Source organism: Nocardiopsis sp. N85 (assembly GCF_028882275.1).
In the GTDB taxonomy this organism is placed as follows: Bacteria; Actinomycetota; Actinomycetes; order Streptosporangiales; family Streptosporangiaceae; genus Nocardiopsis; species Nocardiopsis lambiniae.
Genome location: NZ_JARBUT010000004.1, coordinates 80791 through 105551, shown reverse-complemented (window position 1 = coordinate 105551; position 24761 = coordinate 80791). Strand labels below are relative to the sequence as shown.

Annotated in this window: 24 protein-coding genes; 12 read left to right on the top strand and 12 right to left on the bottom strand. The window is 73.0% G+C overall.

Going from position 1 to position 24761, the window contains the following annotated elements; all coding sequences use genetic code 11:
- Positions 1 to 10: 10 nt before the first annotated feature.
- From PWG71_RS07870 to PWG71_RS07855, 4 genes are all read right to left on the bottom strand, one after another.
- Positions 11 to 865, bottom strand: a complete 855-nt coding sequence (locus PWG71_RS07870; RefSeq protein WP_274808894.1) for a 5-oxoprolinase subunit C family protein — start codon at positions 863 to 865, stop codon at positions 11 to 13.
- Positions 862 to 1473: a 5-oxoprolinase subunit B family protein gene (locus PWG71_RS07865; RefSeq protein WP_274808893.1), complete on the bottom strand. Its 612-nt coding sequence runs from the start codon at positions 1471 to 1473 to the stop codon at positions 862 to 864. Before PWG71_RS07865 ends, PWG71_RS07870 begins: the two co-directional genes overlap by 4 nt.
- Positions 1474 to 1531: 58 nt before the next feature.
- The gene (locus PWG71_RS07860) at positions 1532 to 2293 is read right to left on the bottom strand and encodes a LamB/YcsF family protein (protein ID WP_274808892.1); all 762 of its coding nucleotides are present in this window, start codon (positions 2291 to 2293) and stop codon (positions 1532 to 1534) included.
- A gap of 72 nt (positions 2294 to 2365) precedes the next feature.
- Positions 2366 to 3616 (bottom strand): NRAMP family divalent metal transporter, encoded by a 1251-nt coding sequence (locus PWG71_RS07855; protein ID WP_274808891.1) that lies wholly within the window; start codon positions 3614 to 3616, stop codon positions 2366 to 2368.
- Between the two features lie 265 nt (positions 3617 to 3881).
- Between PWG71_RS07855 and PWG71_RS07850 the strand changes: the two genes are divergently transcribed.
- Positions 3882 to 4613: a GntR family transcriptional regulator gene (locus PWG71_RS07850; protein ID WP_274808890.1), complete on the top strand. Its 732-nt coding sequence runs from the start codon at positions 3882 to 3884 to the stop codon at positions 4611 to 4613.
- 99 nt (positions 4614 to 4712) lie between these two features.
- A complete protein-coding gene (locus tag PWG71_RS07845; RefSeq protein WP_274808889.1) occupies positions 4713 to 5504 on the top strand; it encodes an aminotransferase class IV family protein in 792 nt (263 codons plus the stop codon).
- Positions 5505 to 5510: 6 nt separating this feature from the next.
- Here PWG71_RS07845 and PWG71_RS07840 read toward each other — a convergent pair whose 3' ends face one another.
- From PWG71_RS07840 to PWG71_RS07830, 3 genes are all read right to left on the bottom strand, one after another.
- Complete coding sequence (locus PWG71_RS07840) at positions 5511 to 7640, bottom strand: MMPL family transporter (RefSeq protein ID WP_274808888.1); 2130 nt, start codon at positions 7638 to 7640, stop codon at positions 5511 to 5513.
- A gap of 117 nt (positions 7641 to 7757) precedes the next feature.
- Positions 7758 to 9236, bottom strand: coding sequence for an SDR family oxidoreductase (locus PWG71_RS07835; RefSeq protein WP_274808887.1), 1479 nt, complete (start codon positions 9234 to 9236; stop codon positions 7758 to 7760).
- Entirely contained in the window at positions 9233 to 9724 is a 492-nt protein-coding gene (locus PWG71_RS07830; protein WP_274808886.1) for a DUF4383 domain-containing protein, read from the bottom strand. Before PWG71_RS07830 ends, PWG71_RS07835 begins: the two co-directional genes overlap by 4 nt.
- Positions 9725 to 9816: 92 nt before the next feature.
- On the opposite strand from PWG71_RS07830, the gene PWG71_RS07825 reads away from it, so the two are divergent.
- Positions 9817 to 10737, top strand: a complete 921-nt coding sequence (locus PWG71_RS07825; protein ID WP_274808885.1) for a MerR family transcriptional regulator — start codon at positions 9817 to 9819, stop codon at positions 10735 to 10737.
- Here PWG71_RS07825 and PWG71_RS07820 read toward each other — a convergent pair.
- Positions 10667 to 11914, bottom strand: coding sequence for a lycopene cyclase family protein (locus tag PWG71_RS07820; RefSeq protein ID WP_274808884.1), 1248 nt, complete (start codon positions 11912 to 11914; stop codon positions 10667 to 10669). The genes PWG71_RS07825 and PWG71_RS07820 overlap by 71 nt on opposite strands.
- Positions 11915 to 11970: 56 nt before the next feature.
- Here PWG71_RS07820 and PWG71_RS07815 point away from each other — a divergent pair, with 56 nt between their 5' ends.
- From PWG71_RS07815 to PWG71_RS07800, 4 genes are all read left to right on the top strand, one after another.
- Complete coding sequence (locus PWG71_RS07815; protein WP_274808883.1) at positions 11971 to 12717, top strand: class I SAM-dependent methyltransferase; 747 nt, start codon at positions 11971 to 11973, stop codon at positions 12715 to 12717.
- The gene (locus PWG71_RS07810; protein WP_446724987.1) at positions 12660 to 14255 is read left to right on the top strand and encodes a hydroxysqualene dehydroxylase; all 1596 of its coding nucleotides are present in this window, start codon (positions 12660 to 12662) and stop codon (positions 14253 to 14255) included. Before PWG71_RS07815 ends, PWG71_RS07810 begins: the two co-directional genes overlap by 58 nt.
- Before the next feature lie 35 nt (positions 14256 to 14290).
- Entirely contained in the window at positions 14291 to 14770 is a 480-nt protein-coding gene (locus tag PWG71_RS07805; RefSeq protein ID WP_274808881.1) for a helix-turn-helix domain-containing protein, read from the top strand.
- 96 nt (positions 14771 to 14866) lie between these two features.
- Positions 14867 to 15313, top strand: a complete 447-nt coding sequence (locus PWG71_RS07800) for a PIN domain-containing protein (protein WP_274808880.1) — start codon at positions 14867 to 14869, stop codon at positions 15311 to 15313.
- Between the two features lie 9 nt (positions 15314 to 15322).
- Here the strand turns inward: PWG71_RS07800 and PWG71_RS07795 are convergent, their stop codons facing one another.
- From PWG71_RS07795 to PWG71_RS07780, 4 genes are read right to left on the bottom strand one after another with little or no spacing between them, the layout of a single operon-like run.
- Complete coding sequence (locus PWG71_RS07795; RefSeq protein ID WP_274808879.1) at positions 15323 to 16330, bottom strand: DUF5914 domain-containing protein; 1008 nt, start codon at positions 16328 to 16330, stop codon at positions 15323 to 15325.
- Positions 16331 to 16337: 7 nt separating this feature from the next.
- Positions 16338 to 17300, bottom strand: coding sequence for a phytoene/squalene synthase family protein (locus tag PWG71_RS07790; protein ID WP_274808878.1), 963 nt, complete (start codon positions 17298 to 17300; stop codon positions 16338 to 16340).
- On the bottom strand, positions 17297 to 18787 hold the full coding sequence (gene crtI, locus PWG71_RS07785) for a phytoene desaturase family protein (RefSeq protein ID WP_274808877.1): 1491 nt from the start codon (positions 18785 to 18787) through the stop codon (positions 17297 to 17299). Before crtI ends, PWG71_RS07790 begins: the two co-directional genes overlap by 4 nt.
- On the bottom strand, positions 18784 to 19914 hold the full coding sequence (locus PWG71_RS07780; protein ID WP_274808876.1) for a polyprenyl synthetase family protein: 1131 nt from the start codon (positions 19912 to 19914) through the stop codon (positions 18784 to 18786). Before PWG71_RS07780 ends, crtI begins: the two co-directional genes overlap by 4 nt.
- A gap of 149 nt (positions 19915 to 20063) precedes the next feature.
- On the opposite strand from PWG71_RS07780, the gene PWG71_RS07775 reads away from it, so the two are divergent.
- The 5 genes from PWG71_RS07775 (at position 20064) to PWG71_RS07755 (ending at position 24729) form a co-directional block, all read left to right on the top strand.
- Positions 20064 to 20552 (top strand): MarR family winged helix-turn-helix transcriptional regulator, encoded by a 489-nt coding sequence (locus tag PWG71_RS07775; RefSeq protein WP_274808875.1) that lies wholly within the window; start codon positions 20064 to 20066, stop codon positions 20550 to 20552.
- A 264-nt stretch (positions 20553 to 20816) separates the two neighbouring features.
- Positions 20817 to 22343 carry a BCCT family transporter gene (locus PWG71_RS07770; RefSeq protein ID WP_274808874.1) on the top strand — a complete coding sequence of 509 codons (1527 nt, stop codon included), beginning with the start codon at positions 20817 to 20819 and terminating at the stop codon, positions 22341 to 22343.
- A 16-nt stretch (positions 22344 to 22359) separates the two neighbouring features.
- Complete coding sequence (locus PWG71_RS07765) at positions 22360 to 22833, top strand: Hsp20/alpha crystallin family protein (protein WP_274808873.1); 474 nt, start codon at positions 22360 to 22362, stop codon at positions 22831 to 22833.
- A 139-nt stretch (positions 22834 to 22972) separates the two neighbouring features.
- Positions 22973 to 23527, top strand: coding sequence for a copper chaperone PCu(A)C (locus PWG71_RS07760; protein WP_274808872.1), 555 nt, complete (start codon positions 22973 to 22975; stop codon positions 23525 to 23527).
- Positions 23527 to 24729, top strand: coding sequence for a Dyp-type peroxidase (locus PWG71_RS07755; RefSeq protein WP_274808871.1), 1203 nt, complete (start codon positions 23527 to 23529; stop codon positions 24727 to 24729). The genes PWG71_RS07760 and PWG71_RS07755 overlap by 1 nt, the downstream gene beginning before the upstream one ends.
- Positions 24730 to 24761 lie beyond the last annotated feature (32 nt).

Genomic DNA, 24761 nt, shown 5'->3' with positions numbered 1-24761 from the left:
GGCCTCTCCCTCAGAGCGTGAAGCGGATCGCGGTACCCGGCCGTGCCTGGGCGGCCAGGGGCAGGTCGGCGGAGCGCACCACCGCGATCACCGGGTACCCGCCGGTCACCGGGTGATCGGCCAGGAACAGGACGGGCTCGCCGGTGGGCGGCACCTGGAGGGAGCCGGGGACCATCCCCTCGCTGGGCAGTTCTCCGTCGCGGGCGCGGTCCAGGACCGGGCCGGACAGGCGGGCGCCCACCCGGTCGCTGCGGGAGGTGACCTCGTAGGCGGAGGAGAGCAGGGTCGTCAGGGCCCCGTCGGTGAACCACTCCCGGCGCGGTCCGGGGACGACGCGCAGGGTGGTCTCCGGTCCGCCCACCGCGGGGACGGGCACCAGGTCCACGTTGGGGAACCCGGGGGGAGGCGGGCCGACGGGCAGTACCGTGCCGGGCGCGGGCAGGTCGGGGCCGAGCCCGGCCAGGACGTCGGTGCTGCGCGAACCCAGGACCGGTGGAACGTCCACGCCCCCGCGCACGCCCAGGTAGGTGCGCAGGCCCCGGGCCGGTGTCCCCATGACGAGTTCGGCACCGTCGGACAGGCACAGCACGGTGTGCATCGCGGCCCCGCGGCCGTCCACCCGGAGAGGGGTGTCGGCCCCGGTGACGGTGACGGTGAGGGGCCCTCGGGCGCGCACCCGCAGTCCGCCCAGGGTGACCTCCAGGGCGGCGGCGCCCGCCGGGTTGGCCAGCATCCGGTTGGCCAGGGCGTAGGAGGCGGCGTCGGCGGCTCCGGAGCGTCCCACGCCCAGGGCGGCGTGGCCGAACCGGCCGGCGTCCTGGACCGTGACCATGGGTCCGGTCGCCACGATCTCCAGGGCCCTCACGACGCCTCCTCGAAGCGGACGCGCACACCCGGGCGCAGCAGGCCGGGCGGGTCGCGTTCCAGGTCCCAGATGCGCTCCTCGGTGCGGCCGAGCAGCTGCCAGCCACCGGGGGAGCTGCGCGGGTACACACCGGTGAACTCCCCGGCCAGGGCGACCGATCCGGCGGGGACCCGGGTGCGGGCCTCGGCCCGGCGGGGCACGTGCAGGCGATCGTCGTCGCACACCATGTACCCGAACCCGGGGGCGAATCCGCAGAAGGCGACGGTCCAGGTGGCGGCGGTGTGCGCCGCGACGACGCCGCGCGGGGTGAGGCCGGTCAGCCGGGCGACGTCGGCGAGGTCCTCCCCGTCGTAGACCACCGGGACGACCACGGTCTCCCCCTCGGCGGGTCCGCCCACCAGGGCGAGGGGGACCTCGCGCACGGCGGCGGCCACCGCGCCGGGATCGGCCCCGGGAACGAGCCGCAGCAGCACGGTACGGGCCGCCGGGACGACGTCGGCGACGCCGGGGAGGGGACGGGCGTCCAGCGCCGCACCCAGGGCGATCACCTCGGTCAGGTCGGCGACCTCCACCAGCACACCGCTGTCGGCACAGGTCAGCACACGCACGAAGCCTCCTTCGGGCCCGGGTCGCGGCGGGTCGGGCCGCACGCTGTCGGGAGAACGGTCACACGCGGGTGAAGGGTGCCAGGGTGACACCTTCGGCGCGCAGCCGCTCGGCGACCGCGCGGGCGATGGCGACAGCCCCGGGGCTGTCGCCGTGGACGCACAGGGAGTCGGCGTCGATGAGGATCTCGGAGCCGTCGATGGCCGTGACGGGTTCGCGGCGGGCGATGCGCAGGCAGCGCTCCGCGATCTCCTCGGGGTCGTGCAGGACGGCGCCGGGTTCGCGGCGGGAGACCAGGGTGCCCTCGGGGGTGTAGGCGCGGTCGGCGAACGCCTCCCGGTGGACGGGCAGTCCGGCCCGCTGCGCCAGGCGCAGGAACGCCGAGTCGGGCAGGCCGAGGACGGGCAGGTCGGGGTCGAAGGCCCGGACGGCCTCGACCACGGCGGCGGCCTGCTCCTCGTGGTGGACGATCGTGTTGTAGAGGGCGCCGTGCGGTTTGACGTAGCGGACGCGTTCGCCGGCCAGGCGGGTGAACGCCGACAGCGCGCCCAGCTGGTAGAGGACGTCGTCGGTCAGGTCGGCGGGCGGGACGTCGATGAACCGGCGGCCGAACCCGGCGAGGTCGCGGTAGCCGACGTGGGCGCCGACCGCCACGCCCTCGGCGGCGGCGTCGGCGGTGGTGCGGCGCAGCACGGAGGGGTCGCCCGCGTGGAAGCCGCAGGCGACGTTGGCGCTGGTGACGATGGACAGCAGGGCCCGGTCATCGCCGAGTTCCCAGCGGCCGAAGCCTTCGCCGAGGTCGGAGTTGAGGTCGATGCGCACGTCGGTGCTCCTCGTTTCTCGTTCGTTGGGCGGCGTCCGCCCCGGCGGAGGGTCACGCCGGGGCGGGGGCCGCTACTGCCAGAGGGAGGCGATGCCGCCCAGGGCGTTGACGGCCATGTAGAGGGTGAGCGCCCAGGCGAGCACGCCGATGACGATCAGCCACACGGGGTACCGGTACCCGCCCAGCAGGTCCCGGGAGCGGCGGGCCGCCACCCAGAGCATGATGCCCAGACCGACCGGCAGGATGACGCCGTTGAGGGCGCCGGCCAGGATCAGCAGGGTGGTCGGGGCCTGGCCGGAGACCAGGAGGATGAGCAGCGAGACCGCGATGAACGCGGTGACCAGGAGGCCGCGGTGCTTCTCCAGACGCCAGTGGAAGGTGGAGACGAAGGAGATCGAGGTGTAGGAGGCACCGATCACGGAGCTGACCGCGGCGGCCCACATGATCACGCCGAACAGGCGCATGCCCGCCTCGCCCGCGGCCTGGAGGAAGGCCTCGGCGGAGGGGTTGGGCGCGTCCAGGATGGCGACTCCGCCGGAGACCACTCCGAGGATGGCGAGGAAGAGCAGCACCCGCATGACGCCGGTGACGATGATGCCCAGCACGGAGGTGCGGGAGATCGCGGCGATGTTCTCGGGGCCGCCCTGGCCGGCTTCGATGAGGCGGTGGACGCCGGCGTAGGTGATGTAACCGCCGACGGTGCCGCCGATGATGGTGACGGTGGCGAGGAAGACGTCCGTGCCCAGGTGGTCGGGGATCACGGACTGGCGGAGCGCGTCCCCGACCGGGGGGTCGGAGATGACGGCGACGTAGAGGGTGAGGGCGATCATCGCCACGCCGAGCACGACGAGGATGCGGTCCAGGGCGACGCCGAGCCTCTTCACGCCGAGGATGAGGACGGCCAGCAGGGCGGAGATGACCGCGCCGATCCTCGGGTCCAGGCCGGTCATGGCGTTGAGCCCCAGCCCGGTGCCCGCCAGGTTGCCGACGTTGAAGATCAGGCCGCCGAAGACGATGAGGAGGGCGAGCAGGTAGCCGGCCCCGGGGAGGACCCTGTTGGCCAGGTCCTGGGCGCGCATGTTCGAGACGCCGACGACACGCCAGATGTTCAGCTGGACGGCGATGTCCACCAGGATCGAGACGAGGATCGCGAACGCGAACGTGGCGCCGAGCTGAGCGGTGAACTGGGTGGTCTGGGTGATGAAGCCGGGGCCGATGGCGCTGGTGGCCATGAGGAACATCGCGCCGAGCAGGGTGCTGCTCAGCGCGATCCGCCCGGGACGGGGGCGCACCCTCACGGGTGCCGGGGGCGTGTCGCCCATGGATCTCTCCTGGGGGTGCGAGGTGGAGACGAACGTGACGCGGACCACTCCACGCTCGTTGGATTGTTGAACAATACTTCAATCCAACAAGATGAGTAAAGAGTGCGTGAGCAGAAATCGCTGGTCAGCGACACAGCGGCTTTTCACCTTGACCGACGCAATTCATAGGATCATCCAATGAGCTGTTTTCGGTGGTCGAACCGCCCGGGAACGCTCCGTATCGGCGACAATGAGAGAACGCGCAACCCTCCCGTAAGGAGCCCACGTGACGGCCACGGACGACCGCACCGGCAGGCCCACCGGCCGGACACGGCTCCTGCCGCCGTTGCCCAGCCAGGCCGAGCGGGTCGCCGAGCTGCTGCGCGAGGCCGTGATCGACGGTGATCACCCGCCCGGTCGACGCCTGTCCGAGGAACGGCTGTGCGAGGAACTCGGCGTCTCCCGCAACACCCTGCGCGAGGCGTTCCGCCTGCTCGTCCGCGAGCGCCTGGTCGTCCACCAGATGCACCGAGGGGTGTTCGTCAGCCTTCCCGACAGCGAGGACGTCCGCGACCTGTTCAACGCGCGCCGTTCCCTGGAACTCCCCGCCGTGCAGCGCGCGGTCGATCCCACCGCCGAGTCCGTGGCCGTGGTCGGCCGCGCCGTGGACGAGGGCGAGGCGGCCCGCGACGCGGGGGACTGGTGGGGCGTGGGCACCGCGAACATGCACTTCCACCAGGCCTTGGCGGGGCTGGCGGGCAGCGCGCGCATCGACGAGTTCATGAGCCGGGTCCTGGCCGAGACCCGGCTGGTCTTCCACGTGATGGACGCGCCCCGGGAGTTCCACGCCCCCTACCTGGACTGGAACCGGCGCATCCACACCCTGCTCGCCGCGGGCGACAACGAGGGCGCGGCGGCCGAACTGACGACCTACCTGGACACCTCCGAGGAACAGTTGGTGACGGCCTTCGTCGCCCGTGAGACCGGGGGCGACCGACCGGCGGGGACGACCCCGTAGCGGTGCTCGACGCCCTGACCGGTGCGTTCGCCTCTCGTCCGGAACGAGGGACGCGAAAGCCCCGTGACACAGGTCCCGAAGTGTCATGATGGGCGCGCAATGGAACTGAACGGACGCCCCGCCACCACGGGGGAGATCGCCTCTCTCGCCCTCCACGGCTATGGCCACTTCACCACGATGCTCGTCACCGACCTGCGCGTACGCGGCCTGGACCTGCACATGGAACGGTTGCGCCGGGACTGCCGCGCCCTGTTCGGCACCGACCTGGACATTCCCCGGGTGCGCGAACTGGCGCGGCGCAGCGCCCGCGCGCACGCCTCCCCCGCGGTGGTCCGGGTGACCGTCTTCGATCCGGGCCTGGACCTGGGTCGGCCCGCCAGGCGCAGCCTTCCGCAGATCCTCGTCACCACGCGCCCGGTGCCCGATCCCGAGCGGCCGCCCACGCCGCTGCGGCTGGGCGTGCGCCCGTACACCCGGGACAGCCCCCAGGTGAAGGGCACCGGCCTGTTCGGCGCCATCCGCCAACGGCGGTCCGCCCAGTTGGACGGCCACGACGACGCCCTGTTCAGCGGGGTGGACGGCCGGGTGTCGGAGGGTCCCACCTGGAACATCGGCTTCCTCGACGGCGGCGGCCTGGTCTGGCCGCAGGCGCCCGCGCTCTCGGGGGTGACGGCCCGGCTGGTGGGCCGGCTCTCCGAGGACATGGGAGTCCCGGTCTCCACCCGTCCGCTGTCCGTGGCGGCGGCCACCCGCATGGCCGGCGCGTTCGTGACCAACGCCGTCAGCGGGGTGCGCGCCGTGACCTCCATCGACGGGACGCGCCTGCCCCCGGCCGCGCTCACCACCAAGCTGGCCGCCGCCTACCGGGACCTGCCCGGCGATCCGCTGTGAACCGGGTCAGGCCCCGGCGGTGCGGGCCCGTCCCGGCCACCAGGTGCGCGGGCCGACGTCCAGGGCCAGCGCGGGCACCAGGAGGGTGCGCACGATCAGCGCGTCCACCAGCACGCCGAAGGCGACCAGGAACGCCAGCTGGAGGAGGAACAGCAGCGGGATGACGGCCAGCGCGGCGAACGTGACCGCCAGCACCACACCGGCGGAGGTGATGACCCCTCCGGTGACGGCCAGGGCCCGCAGCACCCCGTCGCGGTGGCCGTGTACGAGGGTCTCCTCCCGGGCCCGGGCCATGAGGAAGATGCTGTAGTCGATGCCCAGCGCCACCAGGAACACGAACGCGAACAGCGGCACCACCGGGTCGGCCCCGGGCAGGCCCAGAACGTGGTCGAAGACCAGGGTGCCCACGCCCAGTGCGGTGGCGAACGACAGCACGTTGGCGGCCATGAGCAGCAGCGGGGCCACCAGCGCGCGCAGCAGGACGATGAGCACCAGCAGGACCACGACCAGGACCAGGGGGACCACCACGGCGAAGTCGCGCTGGGCGGTCTCCAGGGTGTCCAGGTCCGTGGCGGTGACGCCGCCGACCAGGGCTCCGGCCTCCGGAGCGTCCTCGGCCAGCCGTTCGCGCAGGTCGCGGACGGCGTCCACGGCCTCGGGAGACTCCGGTCCGACGGTGAGGACCGCCTCGACGAGGGCCCGGCCGTCCACCGTCAGCGGGGGGAGGTCGGCGCCGGGAGGTCCGGACTCGGTGACCGCCGTCGCCTCCTCCACCATCGGAGAGGACTCGGCCGCGGCGATGACGTCCTCGACGTGGTCGGCGTCCGTGACCACCAGGGCCGGGGCCGCCGCCGCGTCGGTGCCGAAGCCGCGGTCGAGCACCTCCTGGGCGTCGACCGCCTCCACCTCGGTGCGGAAGACCTCGGCCTGTCCGGTGCCCTCGGCGCTGAAGGAGGGCGCGAACACGGCCGCCGCCGCCAGGAGCGCGGTGGTCGCGATCCACAGGGCGCGCGGGCGACGGGAGACCAGGGAGGCGATCCGCCCCCACAACCGGTGGGTCGCCATGACCCGGTCGGTGTCGCCGCCGGTCTCCTCGGTGGGCCGGTACGGGGCGGTGGGCCAGAACACGGCCCGCCCGCACAGGGCGAGCACGGCGGGCAGGAAGGTCATGGCCGAGAGCACGGCCGCGCCGATGCCGATGGCGACGACCGGGCCGAGGCTGCGGGTGGAGGCCAGATCGGCGGCGAGCAGGCACAGCAGACCCAGGACGACGGTGCCGGCGGAGGCCAGGATCGGGCCGGTGACCCCGCGTACGGCCGCCAGGACGGCGTCGGGGATCCGGTCGCGCAGTGCCAGTTCCTCCCGGTAGCGGGCCACGAGCAGCAGGGCGTAGTCGGTGCAGGCGCCCACGACCAGGATGAAGAGGATGCCCTGGCTCTGGCCGTTGAGGCTGACCGCTCCGGCCTCGGCGGCCACGTACACCAGGGCCCCGGACAGGCCGAGGGCGAGCAGGGACGCCAGGACGACGAGGATCGGCAGCAGGGGTGAGCGGTAGACGACCACGAGGATGACCAGCACCGCCGAGATCGCCACGATGAGCAGTGTGGAGTCGATGCCGGCGAAGGCCTCGGTGAGGTCGGCGGCGTATCCGGCGGGCCCGGTGACCCGCACGGTCAGCCCTGCGACGGGATCCTCGGCCAGGAGCGCGCGCAGCTCCTCGACGGTGTCGGAGGTCTTGTACCCGGAGTCGATGGGGACGACGGCCTGGGCGACCGAGGCGTCCTCGGTGCCGGGGAAGGGGCCGACGACGTCCCCGGAGATCCAGGGTCGGGCCCCGATCCCCTCCGTGACGTCGGCGATGCCCGCCAGGTCACCCTCGGTGAGGTCGGCCGTCCCCTCCCAGACGACGATCGCGGGGACGGCGTCCTGCCGGTCGAAGTCCTCGGCGATCCGGGTGACCTCGGTGGACTCGGCGCCCACCGGGAGGAACGCCGACCGGTCGTTGGTCTGGACCTCGCCCAACCGTCCCAGGAACGCGCCGAGCGGTCCCGCGCCGGCCAGCCAGACGAGGGCGACCAGCAGGGCCGCCCCGATCCACCAGCGCGACCGGCCCGCCGGTCGTCTCTCCTCGTTCACGTGCGTTCCCCTCCACCGCGACCCATAAGCCACGGAAAGCAAGTATCTCGATTTGCGAGGCTTTACGGAACGCGACTCTACACCGTTCCGGCGTATCGGAGCGGCGGGGGCGGGTCCTCAGGCGGAGACCGGGGCGCGGGCCTCCCGTTCGGCGGCCTCGGCCATGTTGCGCGACATCGATCCGAAGACCACCCCGTGGAAGGGCGTCACCGCCTTCCAGTACAGATGCCCCAGCAGGCCCCGGGGGCAGAACAGCCCGCGCTGACGCAGGAACGTGCGTCCTTCACGGCGCTCCACCGTGAACTCCAGCCACGCCGGACCGGGCAGCCGCATCTCCGCGCGCAACCGCAGCAGTTCCCCCGGCACCACCTCCTCCACACGCCAGAAGTCCAGGGAGTCGCCCACCCGCAGCCGGCCCGGGTCGCGACGCCCCCGGCGCAGGCCGACCCCGCCCACCGCCAGGTCGATCCACCCGCGCGCGGCCCAGGCCAGCGGCCACGAGTACCAGCCGCGCGTCCCGCCGATCCCCTCGACCACGCGCCACACCGCCTCCGGCGGCGCGGGCACCTCCCGCACGCGTTCGTCGGTGTACAGGCTGCCGCCCGCCCAGTCCGGGTCGCTGGGCAGCGGATCCGACGGCGCGCCCGCCCAGGCCGCCGAGGTCCACCGGGTGTCCACCCGGGCCTCGGCGGTGCGGCGCAGCGCCAGTTCCACCGCGCGGTCGAAACCGAGGCGGGCGTGGTCGTCGAGCAGGTCGGACAGGTCGTCCTCGCCGCACACCGCGTCGTGGCGCAGTGATTCCACCAACGGGCGGGCGATGGCCGGCGGCACAGGGGTGACCAGTCCGACCCACAGACTCGACAGCCCCGGGGAGAGCACCGGAACGGGGAGGATCCAGCGCGGCCGCAGACCCGCCGCCCTCGCGAACCGCTGGATCATCTCCGCGTAGGTCAGGACGTCGGGACCGCCGACGTCGAAGGTGCGATCGCACTCCGGCGGCAGTTCGGCCGCCTCCACCAGCAGGCGCAGCACGTCGCGCACGGCGATCGGCTGCACCCGGCTGCGCACCCACCGGGGCGTGGTCATCACCGGCAGGCGCTCGGTGAGGTACCGCAGCATCTCGAAGGAGGCCGACCCCGACCCGAGGATGACGGCGGCCCGCAGGACGGCGGCGGGCACCGGCGCGTCCAGCAGGATGCGGCCGACCTCTTCCCGGGACGACATGTGGTCCGACAGGCGGACCCCCTCGGGGGCCAGCCCGCCGAGGTAGACCAGGCGCCGCACCCCCGCCTCGGCGGCGGCGTCGGCGAAGTGCCGCGCCCCTCGGGCGTCGGTGTCGGAGAAGTCGCGCCCTCCGGACATGGAGTGCACCAGGTAGTAGGCGACCTCGACGCCCTCCAGGGCCGCGGCCAGCCCCTCCCCCGAGGCCACGTCGCCCCGCGTCACCTCCACCCGGTCCCGCCACGGGTGATCGCGGAGCTTGTCGGGGTCGCGGGCCAGGCAACGGACCCGGTACCCGGCGTCCAGCAGGAGCGGGACCAGCCGTCCGCCGATGTACCCGGTCGCCCCGGTGACCAGGGCCGTCCGACCGCTCATCGGGCCGCCCCGCTCAGGCGGCGGTCACGGCGCCGCTCACGGTACAGCCGGTACGGGTTGTCGTGCGGCAGACCGCCGGTGAACCGGCCGTACATGCCCACGGTGAGCAGGGCGATACCGACGACGAGACTGAAGATGACGTTCGGCATCGAGAACGCGAGGATGTTGTTCGCGGTGTCCATGAGGAAGAGATTGACCAGTCCGCTCACGATGAAACCCGCGCCGACGAGCACGGACACCGTCGATGAATAGGTCCCGCCCACGACCATCGCGCACAGCAGGAGCGATCCGATGGCCACCGACAGGAAGCCGAGCGCGCCGTTGGTGGTGAGTCCGGCGACGACCTCGCCCCGGGTGTCGAACAACGGCAGGCGCACGAAGAGACTGGTGACGCCGAAGCCCACGAGCACCAACCCGAGGAGCCCGGCCCCGATGCGATGGACGATGGCGAGGCGCGGGTCGGCCGAACGTGTGGTGTCCAGGTCCATGATGTCCCTCCCTTTCGGTGTCCTCGCAGCTAGAGTCGGTGGTGAGTGAGGAGCGCGGCAACTCGCGGCGCTTGTGCAACGCTTGGGGTGTCATGTCGGACGCACTGTCCCCCGGGGCGACCGCCCGCCTGCTCGGGATCGCCCCCTCCACGCTGCGCAGTTGGGACCACCGCTACGGGATCGGGCCCCGTGAGCGCAGCCCCGGCGGGCACCGCCGCTACGCGCCCGAGGACGTGGCCCGACTGCGCGAGCTGTGCCGGCTGGTCGGCGAGGGACTGCCCCCGGCGGTGGCCGCCGAACGGGTGCTGACCGGCCCCGGGCGCGTCCCCGCGCCCCGCGTCGGCGAGCGCCGTCCGGACGGGCGACCCGGCGGGTACAGCCTGCCGCCGGGCGGGGGCGCCCCCGCCCTCCAGGGCGCCTCCCGGGCCGCGATGCGGCTGGACGCCGACCTGGTGGAAACGCTCATCGAACGGTCCCTGCGCGCACGCGGGGTGATCGCCACCTGGGAGGACCTGGCGATGCCGCTGCTCTACGGGATGGGCCGCAAGTGGGAGGACACCCGCAGCCACGTGGAGGTGGAGCACCTGCTGTCGTGGTGCGTCTCCTCCGCGCTGCGGCGGGTGCCGGCGCACCCCGGACCGGTCCCGCCGGACGCCCGGCCGGTGGTCCTGGCCTGTGCCCCCGAGGAGACGCACAGTCTCCCGGTGGAGGCACTGGCCGCCGCCCTGCGCGAACGCGGCGTCCCCCGCCTCGTGCTGGGCCCGTGCACCCCCGTGGACGCCACGGTGCGGACCGTGCGCCGCACCGCGCCCCGGGCGGTGGTGCTGTGGTCCCACGTCGGCGACGCCGACGGCGTGCGGGCCCTGCGGGAGACCGCCCGCGCCGCGGCGACCTCACCCCAGGCCGTGACGGTCTACACGGCCGGGGCGGGCTGGCGTTCGCTCAACGCACGGGCCGGTGGCGGGCATCTGGGGTCGTTGCCGGAGGCGATGCGGGTGCTCGCCCCGGAGTGAGGGCCGAGCGCGCCGAGTACCACAGGTGGTCCAGCGCGGTCAGGGACATGGCGGCGATCGGGGTGCGCAGGCCCAGTGCCAGTTCGCGGGGCAGGCGGGTGCCCCCGTCGAGGAAGGCCAGTACGTCGCCGAGCCGTTCGGGGGCGAGCAGGCCGGTGAAGAACTCCGCTCCCCGCACACGCCCGGTGGCCAGTGCCCGCAGCAGTATCGCGTCCATGGCCAGATGGCGCCGGCGGTGCGGGACCGGCGGCACCGGCACCCGCCCCCGTTCGAGGGCGGCGGCCACGGCCTCGGTCTGGCGCAGCACCCCGCTGAACGTGTACCCGGTGGAGGGGCGGGTGGCGCCGCCCGCGCCGCCGATCCGGAAGACCCGCCGTCCGACGCGGGTGCGCAGGGCGGCGTCGGTCATGGGGATGACGCCCTGCTCGGCGTCGGTCACCTCGAACCCCTCCAGGCCCAGCCGCGCGCAGTGCTCGGCCAGGTGACGGTCGTACTCCTCGGTGGTGAGCGGCTCGGGCCCGAACTCGGTGTACTCCACCAGCGCCTCGCGCGCCGACAGCGGCAGCACGTACGCGAAGGCGACCGCGTTCTCCGGCTGGGGCGGCCGGAAGTCCATCAGCACCGCCGCCTCGGGGTCGAAGGAGTCGGCGGGGGTGCGCACGAACCAGCCCCGGAAATGCTGGAGCAGCAGGGTGCGGCCGACCGGAAGGGGCCGGGGCGGTCGGGAGTCGAACACCCAGCGGGCGGTCGACCGGGCGGTGGACCCGTCGGGCAGCACCCCGGACACCACGGCGTGGTCGGCCCCGTCGAGGACCTCCTCCACCAGCAGCGGGACCTGCTCGACCCGGTCGCCGAACCCGGCCCTGACGTGGGCGTCCATGGCGGTCGAGCGCAGCATCTTGTACACGTAGGGGTCGGCCGGGGTGGTGGCGGCGGCACCGTCGGGGCCCACCACGGTCAGGTGCCGCCAGCGGGCGGCCAGCAGGTGGTCCCAGTCGCCGCCCTCCGGCTCCCAGAAGCACCAGGTGCGCGGGGGCGGGGTGTGCGGACCGGGCGGGGGCTCCATCAGGGCGACACGCACCGGCCCGCCTCCGGGGTGGTTGACGCCCACCAAGCGGTGGGCCAGGGTGAGCCCTGCGGCTCCCCCGCCGACGATCACCACATCATGGTCGTTCATACCCCCAACTCTGCCCGGGGAGGCCGTGCACACGCGAGAACCGACCGGGAGGATGCGTGGACACCACGACAGGGGCCAAACGCGACGGGGCGGTCACCGACGGCTTCGACCACGCCTCGGCCGCCTACGACCGCCTGGTGGCGGCCAGTCCGGGCTACCACGCCCATCTGGGCCTGTCCGCGCGCCGGCTCGACCCCGGCGCGCTGTCGCCGGAACCGAGGATCCTGGACCTGGGCTGCGGGACCGGGGCCTCCACGGCGGCGTTGCTGCGCATCGCGCCCTCGGCCCGCATCATCGGCGTGGACGCCTCGGAGGGGATGCTGGCCGCGGCCCGCGCCAAGTCCTGGCCGGACACGGTGTCGTTCCACCGGGCGCGAGCGGAGGAGCTGACCCCCGAGTGGGCGGCCGAGCACCTGGGCGGCCCGGTGGACGCCGTGTTCGGCGCCTATCTGATCCGCAACTGCCCCGACCCGGACCTGGCCCTGAGCGTGATGCGGAACCTGCTGCGACCGGGCGGCCGACTGGTGCTGCACGAGTACTCGGTGGCCGACTCGGTGTCGGCGCGGGCCGTGTGGTCGGCGGTGTGCCGGGGGGTGATCATCCCCGCCGGGCGGGCCCTGTCGGGCAGCGACGAACTGTTCCGGTACCTGTGGCGGAGTGTCCTGGAGTTCGACGGGCGCCGGGCGCTGCTGGAGCGGATGCGGCGCGCGGGCCTGGTGTCGGTGGCCTCCGCGCCGATGCCGGGATGGCAGTACGGGATCACGCACACGTTCGCGGGCATGCGCCCGGAGGAGGGACGGTGAGCCGCCCGGAACACGTGCGCGACCGGCTCGCCGAGGAGATCCCGCCCGCACCGCCGGTCGGCCCCCGCCCGCCGGCGACGCCAGAGGCGGCGGTGGTCGGCGGCGGGATCGCCGGGCTCGCGACGGCCTGCGGGCTCGCCGAGCGCGGCGTGCGGGTGACGGTGTTCGAGCGCGAGGAGTCCCCGGGCGGGCGGCTGCGCGGCTGGGACACGGTCCTGGCCGACGGCTCGCGCGGGGCGATGGATCGCGGCTTCCACGCGTTCTTCCGCCAGTACTACAACCTGCGGGGCCTGCTGCGCCGCGCCGATCCCGGGCTGTCCTCGCTGGTACCGCTGAAGGATTACCCTCTGGTGCATCGAGATGGGCCGCGCGACCGGTTCTCCGGGCTCCCCGCGACGCCCCCGTGGAACGCGGCGGCCCTGGCCGCCGCCAGCCCCAGCTTCCCGCTGCGCGACCTGGCCCGCGTCAACGTCCCCGCCGCGCTGCAACTGCTCGACGTGGACGTACCGGGGGTCTACGAGCGGCTCGACCACGTGAACGCGCGGGACATGCTGGAGGCGATCCGGTTTCCGCCCACCGCCCGGCACCTGGCGTTCGAGGTGTTCACCCGCAGCTTCTTCGCCGCGCCGGAGCGCCTCTCGGCGGCGGAGCTGGCGGTGATGTTCCACCTGTACTTCCTGGGGTCGTCCGAGGGCCTGGTGTTCGACGTCCCGCGCTCCCCCTTCTCGGAGTCGCTGTGGGAGCCGCTCGTCCGCCACCTGGCCGGACTGGACGTGAAGGTGCGCACCACCACCCCGGTGGAGCGGGTGGAACCCGGGACCGGACGGCGGTTCTCGCTCCCCGGCCACGGGGAGTTCGACGCGGTGGTGCTGGCCGCCGACCTGCCGGGCGCACGGGCCCTGGTCGCCGCCTCGCCCGCCCTGGGGGACGCCGCCTGGCGGGCCCGGGTGTCCCGGCTGGAGTCGGCCCCGCCGTTCCTGGTCTCCCGGTACTGGCTGGACCGGCCGGTCCGGGCGCACCGGCCGGCGTTCCTGGGCACCGCCGGGTACCCGACCCTGGACAACGTCAGCGTCCTGGAGCGGTACGACGACAGGGCCCGGGAATGGGCCGGACGCACCCGGGGCTCGGTGGTGGAGCTGCACGCCTACGCCCTCTCCGAGGGGTGTGATCCCGACCGCGAGCGGGAGCGCCTGTGGGAGCAGGCGGTCGCGGTGTACCCGGAGCTGGCGACGGCCGGCGTCGTCGACTCCCGGCACGAGCTGCGCGCGGACTGCCCGTTGTTCGCACCGGGCTCGCACCGTGACCGGCCCGGGACGGCCACCCCCGATCCGTTCCTGGTCCTGGCCGGCGACCACGTGCGCACCGATCTGCCGGTGGCGCTCATGGAGCGGGCCGCGGCCTCCGGTCTGCTGGCCGCCAACGCCCTGCTGTCGCGCTGGGGCCTGCCGGGCCACACCCTGTGGACCGTGCCCCGGCGCGGCCGCCTGGCCCCCGCCCGCGCCCTGGCCCGCTGGTCCCGAACAGCCACCCGTCAGTAGGGTTTCGTTTTTTTCGAATAGAGTAGGTTCGGGAGATGACCACCACTCTGCACGAGCGCACCGTTCTTCCGCCCGACGACCGCTCCGAGCTGACCAGGCTCGCCCGCGACCTGACCGCCACGACGCACGGTGCCCGGGCACGGCTGGTCGGCCCGGATGGGTCCGAGATCGCGCTTCCCGAAGAACTCCACTCCGTCCTTCGCGATGTCGTCGAGGCGCTCTCCCAGGGATTGGCCATCTCCATCGCCCCGCACAACACGATGCTGACCACCCAGGAGGCCGCAGACCTCCTCGGCATCTCCCGCCCCACCCTGGTCAGACTACTTACGGAAGACAAGATCCCCTACAGCATGAGGGGAAGACACCGACGGGTCATGCTCAACGACCTGCTCGGATACAAGGAGCGTTCACGCAAGGAGCGAGGGGCCGTCCTGGACACCATGGCGGCCGAAGGCGAGGAGTCCGGTCTGTATGACGTTCCCCTTTCGACAGATGACCCCGGTGAGAACGGATGACCGTGGCTTTTCCCGCCTTGCCGGACACCTGTGTCCTGTACCCGCCCTACCTATGCGACACCCTGCTTCGCTTGGCCTCTGCTGAGACCCATCCCTTTGTGGTCGGATGAGATCCTCGACGAACTTCGCCGCAACGTGAAGAAACGGGGGATCCCGATCGACCATCGGATCGCCCAGATGCGGCAGGCGTTCCCTGACGCGACCGTGGACGGCTATGAGCCGCTGGTCGAAAGCATGACCAACGACGAAAAGGACCGACACGTCCTGGCCGCAGCCGTGCGAGGCAGTGCGGAGGTCATCGTCACCCGCAACACCAAGCATTTCCCGGGCAGCGCGCTTGCACCATACGATCTGTCCGCCGTGCACCCGGACGACTTCCTGCTCGACCAGCTCGACCTTCATCCAGGAGCGACCCTCGGAGTTCCGGAGAGACAGGCCGACCCCTACCGAAGAGAACCGACCACGGTCCTCGGCGTGCTCAGCCGCCTCGAAAGAGACGGGGTGCCGGGCTTCGCCGCTGAAGTACGACGGCATCTGCACTGACATGTCCGGTCAGCCCGGGAAGCGGCCGGTGGAGCGGAGCAGGTAGCGGCGTTCGGCGTAGGCGAGGTCGTCGCGCCACAGCCGGCGGGCGGTGGCCCGCATCACGGGGCGGACCGCGACGGCCAGGCGTCGGGCGATGGAGAACCCCGTGCGTTCGGAGGAGGCGACGGTCGCCTCGATGACCGCCGTGCGGGGCACACCGCGTTCGTCCACACCCAGCGGGGTCGCGTGCGTCTCCACCACGCTGCCCAGCCCCTCCCCCTCGATGATGCGCATGACCACGGTGCGGGGCCCGGGGCAGCGGAACTCGGCGCGCACCGGGACGCCCCACCGGCCCGCCACCCGGAAGCCCACCTCGACCACCATCCGGTCCGGGTCGGGGTCGGGGCCCTCGGGCACCTCCGTGACCCGGAGCCCGACGAAGCTGTACGGGTGGAACCACGAGCCGTGCCAGGGATCGAGGCGGTTGGCGATCACGTCCTCGGGCTCGCAACGGCCGGCGAGGCTCTCCACGGCGACGATCGTCCCCTCCAGGGACGGCCGCTCGGAGACGACCGGGGTCTCCAGCGGCTCCTCGCCGCCGACGTGGTCCAGGCGCACCCACACCAGGACCCCGTCGTCGTGGACCGGGTACGGGCTCCAACCGGGGAAGCCCTCCGCGCCCAGGGACAGCCCGTGCCAGCGGCACACCAGGCGGCCGTCGTCGACCGCCCCCCGGCACAGGGGCGCGCCCAGGTGCGGGCAGGCTCCCGGAGCGGCGTGCGCGGTTCCGTCGGGGGTGCGCCAGGCGACCAGTTCGACACCTCCCACCAGCCGGCCGAAGGGCCGGTCGGCGCGGACCTCGGAGGAGGCCGCCAGCACGTACCAGTTGCCGGAGGGCCGAGCCATCGCCCGCTTGAGCGCGGCCGCGATGATGCCGGGCGACCCCTCCCGCCAGGTGGGGTCCTGGGTGTTCCAGGCGGTGTCGGGCATGCGCCGCAGGGGAAGGCGGCGGGGGGTCGGGTCGGGGAGGGTCACGCGAGGCCTACCTTTCGAGTACCGGGCGGGGGCGTGGGACCGATCGGGCCAGCAGGGAACGGGCGAGGGCGGGCACCGCCGCGGCGAACTTGCGGGCGTCGGAGACGCGGTGGCGGGTGCTCCACACGTCGTGGTCGGCGGCGGTGATCTCGTCCAGAATGGCGCGGTAGAGCCGGAGCGCGGTCGCGACACACGGGCGTGCCACGGGGTCGAGCATCGCGATGCCGGGTTCGGCCGCCCGGTAGAAGTCCTGGTTGACCTCGACCAGGGCGGCGACCGCCCGACGGGCGCGCGGGTCGGGACGGCGGGTGCGGGCGCAGTGCGTCAGCAGCTCACGGTCCACCCCGTGGTCGGCCAGCACGTCGGCGGGCAGGTACACCCGGCCCCGGGCCAGGTCCTCGGCGGTGTCGCGGAGGAAGTTGGTGAGCTGGAACGCCTCGCCCAGGGCGGCCGCCGGCGGTTCGGCCTCCTCGCGCGGGACCACCGTGCCCAGCACGGGGAGCACCTGGAGGCCGATGACGGCCGCCGACCCGTACATGTACTCCCGCAGGTGGTCGAGGTCGCGGTAGTCGGCGACGGTCAGGTCCATGCGCATGGAGCGCATGAAGGCGGTGAAGTAGGCGGCGGGCAGGCCGTAGCGTTCGACGGTGTGCGCCAGGGCGCGCAGCACCGGCTCGCCGGGCTCCCCGCCGTCGAGCGCCGGTGCCAGGTCTGCGTCGACCTCGTCCAGTCGGGCGGCTTGGTCGGCCGGGGTGACCCCGGGCCCGGGATCGTCCACGATGTCGTCGACCCAGCGGGCGAACCCGTACAGGGCGTGCACCCCGGGCCGCCGATCCGGCGGCAGGACCCGGGTGGCGGTGAAGTAGGTGCGCCCGTGGTGCGCGTGCAGCTCCCGGCAGTGCAGGTAGGCCCGACGCAGCGGCTCCGGGGTGATCCCGGCCGCGTCGAGTTCGAAGGTGGCCGTGCTCATCTTCCCCCCGTTCGGGCCACCACGCGGGCGGCGGCGAGCTTTCCCGAGATCAGCACGGTCGGAAGGCCGACCCCGGGCGTGGTGCCGCACCCGGCCAGGGCGACGTTGGCGAGACCGGGAACGGTGTTGCGCGGCCGGAAGGGCCCGGTCTGGGAGAAGGTGTGCGCGAGGGAGAACGGGGTGCCGCGGGCCAGTCCCTGCCGGGCCCAGTCCGCCGGGGTCACCAGGTGCTCGGCGCGGACGGAGGCGTCCAGCCCGGTGAGGCCGCGCTCCTCCAGGGTGGCGACCAGGCGGTCGCGGTAGCGCGGTCCCTCGGTGTCCCAGTCGATGGGGCCCGCGGCCAGGTTGGGCGCGGGCGCCAGGACGTACAGGGACTGGTGTCCCTCGGGGGCGAGCGTGGGATCGGTGTGGGTGGGTCGGGTGACGAGCAGGGACGGATCGCTCATCACGCGGCCCCGCCGGATGATCTCGTCGAAGGTCCGGTCCCAGGCGGCGCCGAAGGAGATCGTGTGGTGATGGAGTCGCTCCCAGTTCCGGTCCACTCCCAGGTGCAGGACCACCGCGGACGGGGAGAAGCGGAGCGGGACCCTTCTGCGGGGTGCGACGCCGAGCAGCCGGTACGCCGCGGGCAGGTCCGCGGTGACCACCACCTGGTCGCAGGGGAAGCGCTCCCCGGAGGCCGTGACGGCGGCGGTGACCCGGTCGCCCCGGCGCTCCAGGTCGGTGACGGCGTCGCCGTAGCGGAGCACGGCGCCCGCCTTGGCGGCCGCGCCCGCGAGGGCGTCGCCCAGCGCGCGCATGCCTCCCCGGGGGAAGTACACGCCCGCGATGGTGTCCATGTAGGCGATGACGGCGTAGGCGGCCAGGGCCCGTCGGGGCGCCACCCCGGCGTACAGGGCCTGGAAGGAGAAGATCCGCCGTAGGCGCTCGTCGCGCACGTGGCGTCCCACCGCGGTGGAGAGCCGCCCGAACCCGCCCAGCGCGGCCAGCCTCAGCAGGTCCGGCCGGGCCAGGTCCAGCAGGGAGTCGAACTGGGCGTCGATGAAGGTGCCCATCTCGGCCCGGTAGAGCCTGGTCAGCCAGTCGCGGAGCCGCAGGTACCCGTCGGCCTCGCGTTCACCGGCGGTCCGGGCCACCTCGGCGGCCATGGCGTCGGCGTCGGTGTGGACGTCGATGGTGGACCCGTCGGCGAAGGCGGCCCGGTAGGCGGGTCGGAGGGGGACCAGGTCGAGGCGGTCGGCGACGGTCTCGCCGACCGCGGCCAGGGCCTCCTCCAGGAGTTCGGGCATGGTCAGGACGGTGGGGCCGGTGTCGAAACGGAAACCGCCCAGGTCGAGGCGGCCCGCCCGGCCGCCCGGGTGGGGGTCGCGCTCCAGGATCGTGACGTCCCGGCCGGCTCCCAGGAGGTGCAGGGCGCAGGCCAGGCCGGACAGCCCGGCCCCGATGACGACGACCCGGCCGCGGCCGGGTGCGGTGGGAGCGGTCACGCCTCCTCCCCGATGCGCTCGGCCAGGCCGGTGAGGAAGGTCCGCACCGGGTCGGGGAGTTCGACCCCGTCCAGGTGGGAGACCCCGCGGGCGGCCAGGCCCCGGCAGTGCTCCCCGACCCGCTCCCTGGCCCCCAGCCTCTCCAGGGCGGCGGCCGCCTCCGAGGGGGCGGCCCCCGCGCCGACCCGTTCCAGGAGTTCCAGGGCCTCGGTGTCGCCCCGTTCGAGCGCCAGGCGGGTGCCGAGCGCCAGCAACAGCGTGGTCTTGCCCTCGCGCAGGTCGTCCCCGACGGGTTTGCCGGTGGTCGCGGTGTCGCCGTAGGCACCCGCGAGGTCGTCGGCGAACTGGAAGGCGACGCCGACGTCCCGGCCGTAGGAGCGCAGGGCCTCGGCGACGGCCGGGGGCGCCCCGGCCATCGCCGCTCCCAGGTGGAGCGGACGCTCCACGGTGTAGGACGCGGTCTTGAGCAGGTCGATGCGCAGGGCCAGGGACTCCGAGCGGGACCTGGTCGCCTGACCGTGTACGTCGAGGAACTGGCCGGCGATCATCTCGGTGCGCATCTCCCGCCAGACCGTGCGTCCCGCCTCCGGGCGGAGCACGCCGGGCAGGGCACCGGCGAGCATGTCATCGGCCCAGGCCAGGGCGAGGTCGCCGACCAGGACGGCGAGGGACTCGCCGTAACGCCGGGCCTCCCCGGACCAGCCGTTCTCGCGGTGCTCGCCCTCGTGGACGCGGTGGACGCAGGGCACGCCCCGCCGCGTCCCGGAGCCGTCCATGACGTCGTCGTGAACCAGGGCGCAGGTCTGGAGCAGTTCCAGAGAGGCGCAGGCGGTCAGCGCGTGCTGGGCGACGGGCCCGGACACGGGGCCCCCACCGGCCCGCCAGCCCCACCAGGCCAGTGTGGACCGCAGGCGTTTGCCGCCCCGCAGGGTGAACCCGACGGTCTCGGCGGCGGTCCCGGCGGCGAACTCCGGATCGGTCGTCTCCGCCTGGCGGAGCCGGTGGTGGAGGTGGTCGCGCAGCACCTGGTCGAGCGCCGCCCGCGGGTCACCGTGGACGTGATGGATACGGAGCGGGCCCGGCTCGCTCAGAACGGGTTCGATGTCTGCCTCCCCTGGACGGGTCATGTCACGATAAATAATCTCGAAAACCATGAATCTCGGCAAGCGAACTATTTCCCCGGACTTTCCGTTCCAATCCGTACGGGCGAGATGAAGTGTCCGACCCGTCGTAGACTCGGGATGATCGAAGGCCGAAAGCCGGGGAGAGAGGAACAATGGACACCGTGTCGACCGCCTCCCCCACCGAACCCGACAACGCGGCCAGGTTCGGTTTCTACGAATCGCTACAGACCGACGGGCAGATGCTCGCCGTCCGTCTCATCAAGCTCCTGCACCGCATGGCCGACCGCTCCGGGATGAACCCCACCGACTTCCAGTGCTACACGTTGTTGCGCGTCGCGGGCACGATGACACCCGGAGAGATCGCCACGAGTCTGTGTCTTTCCACCGGATCGGTCACCGGCGTGATCGACCGCATGGAGGCCCACGGGCTCGTCGAGCGCACCCGCCACCCGGAGGACCGGCGCAAGATCGCCGTCCGCCTCACCGAGGGCGCCGGGCACATGAACGCCGCGCTCGCCCCCGGGATGCGCCAGGCGATGACCGAGCTGCACGACGGCTACTCCCCCCAGGAACTGGCCGTGATCGTCGACTGGCTGAGCCGGGTGGGCCGCACCCTGGACGGGCTCACCGAGCGCCCCTGATCCGCGTTCTCCGCCCGATCGGGGCGATCCGTCGCAGACACTCCGCACCTGACCGGTTCCCCCACCGGGACCGGGCGCGCTCCTACGATTCCGGGGACACGTCCATGGCCGCGGCCCCCGCGCCCGGCCGACACATCACCCGGTAAGGAGCCCCCGACCTTCCGAGGTCGGAAAGGAGTCGTCATCTCGACCCTGCGCACCTACGTTCGCGAACACACCAACCCCGCCGTCTTCGCGACCTCCGGGATCGTCATCCTCGCCTTCGTGATCCTGGGGATCGTGTTCACCGATCCGCTCCTGAACATCGCGACGGCCGCCCGGGACTGGATCGGGGTGAACCTGGGGTGGCTGTACGTGCTCTCCACGACGTTCTTCCTGGGCCTGGCCCTGTTCCTGATGTTCAGCCGGTTCGGGAGCATCAGGCTCGGACCGGACGACTCCCGACCGGAGTTCGGGACCGTCGCCTGGTTCGCGATGCTCTTCACCACCGGCATGGGCATCGGCCTGGTCTTCTGGGGCGTCTCCGAGCCCATCCACCACCTGCACTGGCCGCGTTCCTCGGAGTACCTCCCCGGCGAGGACGGCGCACCGGTCGTCGAGGCGGCGGAGCAGGCCATGGCACTGAGCTTCTTCCACTGGAGCTTCCATCCCTGGGCGATCTACATCGCCCTGGGCGTCTCCCTGGGCTACTTCACGTTCCGCAAGGGGCTGCCGCTGCGCCCGGCCTCCGCGCTGTACCCGCTGCTGGGCGATCGGGTCTTCGGCTGGCCGGGCAACATCGTGGACATCGTCGCCGTGTTCGGCACGATCTTCGGACTGGCCACCTCACTCGGGCTGGGCACGCTCCAGATCGGCGGCGGCATCGAGTACCTCTTCGGTATCGAGTCGAACGCGCTGGTCCACTCGGTGCTCATCATCGTCATCACCGGGATCGCCCTGATCAGCGTTCTGGCCGGGATCGACAAGGGCATCCGCCGCCTGTCGGTGATCAACCTGTGGTTGGCGATCGCGCTCATGACGATCATCTTCCTGTTCGGCCCCAAGCTGTGGATCATCAGCATCACCAGCACCGGTCTCGGCGACTACCTGGCCGGCCTGGTCTCGTGGAGCCTGTCCTTCCCCAGCCCCTTGATGGACGAGCAGGCCGCGAGCTGGACCACCGCCTGGAGCATCTTCTACTGGGGCTGGTGGATCTCCTGGGCTCCGTTCGTCGGCATCTTCCTGGCACGCGTCTCCTATGGGCGCACCATCCGGGAGTTCGTGATCGGCGCGCTGTTCGCCCCGGTCATCGTCTCGGTGCTGTGGTTCGGGGTGTTCGGCGGATCGGGCCTGTACTTCGACCTGTTCGAGGGGGGCGGGTTCAACGCCCTCGCCGAGGAGGACCGGGCCTTCCGGCTCATCGAACTCCTGCCCCTGGGACAGACCCTCGGTCTGATCGTCGCCACGCTGCTGATCATCGTGGTGGCGGTCTTCTTCGTCACGTCCTCGGACTCCGGATCCCTGGTGGTGGACACGCTCACCAACGGGGGCGACACCAGGCCGCTCAAGTTCCAGCGCGCGTTCTGGGCGGTCAGCGAGGGCGCCGTCACCCTGGTGCTCCTGGTCCTGGGCGGTGCGGACGCCCTGTCCGCCCTGCAAGCGGCCTCGGTCGTGACCGGCCTGCCGTTCGCGGTGATCCTGCTGTTCATGTGCTGGGGGCTGCTCAAGGCGTTGAAGGACGAACCCCGAAGGCACCGGGCCGAGACCACCGTGTACACCCCGAGGCCGACCCACCGTACGCCCGAACGCTGAGGAAGGAGAGCGCACGATGACGCCGAAGAGGTTCACCAACCCGTTCCACGGGGTCATGGACATGATCACGGAGATGAACCGCGTCTCCGACGCGATGGCGTCGATCGAGACGGGGCACGCCGGGCACCGCGAGCGCGGTTACGCGGACGCCTGGAGCCCGCCCACCGACATCCTCGCCCGGGGCGCGGACCTGATCATCCGCTGCGAGGTGCCGGGGGTGTACGAGGAGGACGTGTCCGTGAGCCTGAGCCACGGCGTCCTCACCATCAGCGGGGAACGCCGCCGCGACGAGGAGGGCACCGTCGTCCACTATTCGTCGGAGCGGTTCATGGGCGCCTTCCGGCGGGAGATCGGCCTGCCCGACGGGATCGCCGAGAGCGACATCGAGGCCGACTACGGCGAGGGACTGCTGGAAGTGGTGGTGCGCGGCGCCGCCAACGCCGCCGCCCCCAAGAGGATCTCGGTGGCCCGGCGCAAACGCAGGTCGTGACCCGCTCCGCGGCGGCCCCTCCCCGTGCACGGGGAGGGGCCGCCGTCGCGTCCGAGGAAGACGCGGGAACCGAACGGCCCCGGGATCCGACTCGAAAGGGTGAACGGCCGCGCTGGAGCGGCCCCGCACCGGAGGCACCATGAACCCCACCCGTACCGTCCGCACCCTGTCGGTCGCCGCCCTGCTCGGTCTGACCCTCACCGCCTGCGGGGGCGGAGGCGCCGCCTCGACCGCTCAGGAGACCGCACCGGAGGGCACCCCCTCCCCCGCCGGCGGACAGGCGGACGCCTTCTCCATCACCGACCCGTGGGTCAAGGCGGTCAGCGCGGAGGACGGGATGACCGGTGTGTTCGGCGAGATCGCCAACGGCTCCGACGCCGAGATCGTCATCGTGTCGGCCGATCACCCGGCCGCCGAGACGGTGGAACTCCACGAGGTCGTCACCGAGGGCGCCGACGCCACCATGCGCGAGATCGACGGCGGCTTCCCCGTGGCCCCGGGGGGCACCCGGACCCTGGAACCGGGCGGTGACCACATCATGCTCATGGGCCTCACCGAGGACCTGGAGCCGGGCACCGAGGCGACCGTCACCGTGGAGTTCGCCGACGGGTCCACGGCCGCGTTCACCGCACCGGTCAAGGAGTACGCCGGCGCCAACGAGGAGTACGACGGCGACGGGCACGAGGGGCACTGATGGCTTCGCGGATCAGCAGACGCGGGCTCCTTCTGGGCGGCGCCGCCGCCGGGGTCGGGGCCGCGGGCGGCGCCCTCGGTCACCGCTGGGCGACGGCCGATCCGCCCCCGGCGGCGGAGGAGGCCGTGCTCAACGGGGAGCGGACGGTCCCCTTCCACGGCCCCCACCAGGCCGGGGTGGAGACACCGCCGCAGTCCCACGCCTCGTTCGCCGCCTTCGACCTGGGGCGGGAGGTCGACGCCGACGGGGTGCGCCGGTTGATGCGCCTGCTCAGCGACGACGCCGCCCGTCTGACCCGGGGCGAACCGGCCCTGGCCGACACCGAGCCCGAACTCGCCACCGTCCCGGCCCGGCTCACCGTCACCTTCGGGTTCGGCCGGGGGTTGGTGGAACGGGTCGATCCGGGCGCCGTTCCGGAGTGGCTGCGGCCGCTGCCGGAGTTCGACCACGACGACCTGGACCCGGACCGGGGCGAGGCGGACCTGCTGATCCAGGTGTGCGCCGACGACCCGGTCACCGTGTCCCACGCGGTGCGGATGCTCGGCAAGGACGCCCAAGCGTTCACCGTGCCGCGCTGGACGCAGACCGGGTTCCGGCGCGCCCACGGCTCCGAGTCCGACGGCACCACCATGCGCAACCTCATGGGGCAGGTGGACGGGACGGTCAACCCGCGTCCGGGGACCGCCGACTTCGACGATCTGGTGTGGCGCGACACCGATCAGGGGTGGCTCGCGGGCGGCACCGGGCTGGTGCTGCGGCGCATCGTCACCCACCTGGACACCTGGGACGAACTGGACCGGCCCGCCCGGGAGGCGGTCATCGGTCGACGGGTGGCGGACGGGGCGCCGTTGACCGGCGGCGGCGAACACGACGAGGTGGACCTGACGGCCACGGACGCCTCGGGGCTGACGGTCGTTCCGGCCTTCGCGCACGTGCGGCGGGCACGCACCGGCGATCCCGGGGAACGGATCTTCCGGCGCGGCTACAACTACGACCTGCGCGATCACGGGACGCCGGAGGCCGGGCTGCTCTTCGCGGCCTTCCAGGCCGACCCGGTGCGCCAGTTCGTCCCCATCCAGCGCCGATTGGACGAGCTGGACCTGCTCAACGAATGGGTCACCACCGTCGGGTCCGCGGTGTTCGCCGTCCCTCCGGGCTGTGAGGAGGGGGACTACGTGGGACGGACCCTCCTCGAACCCTGACCCGGGTCCGAGGGGACCGGTGCCGCCCGACG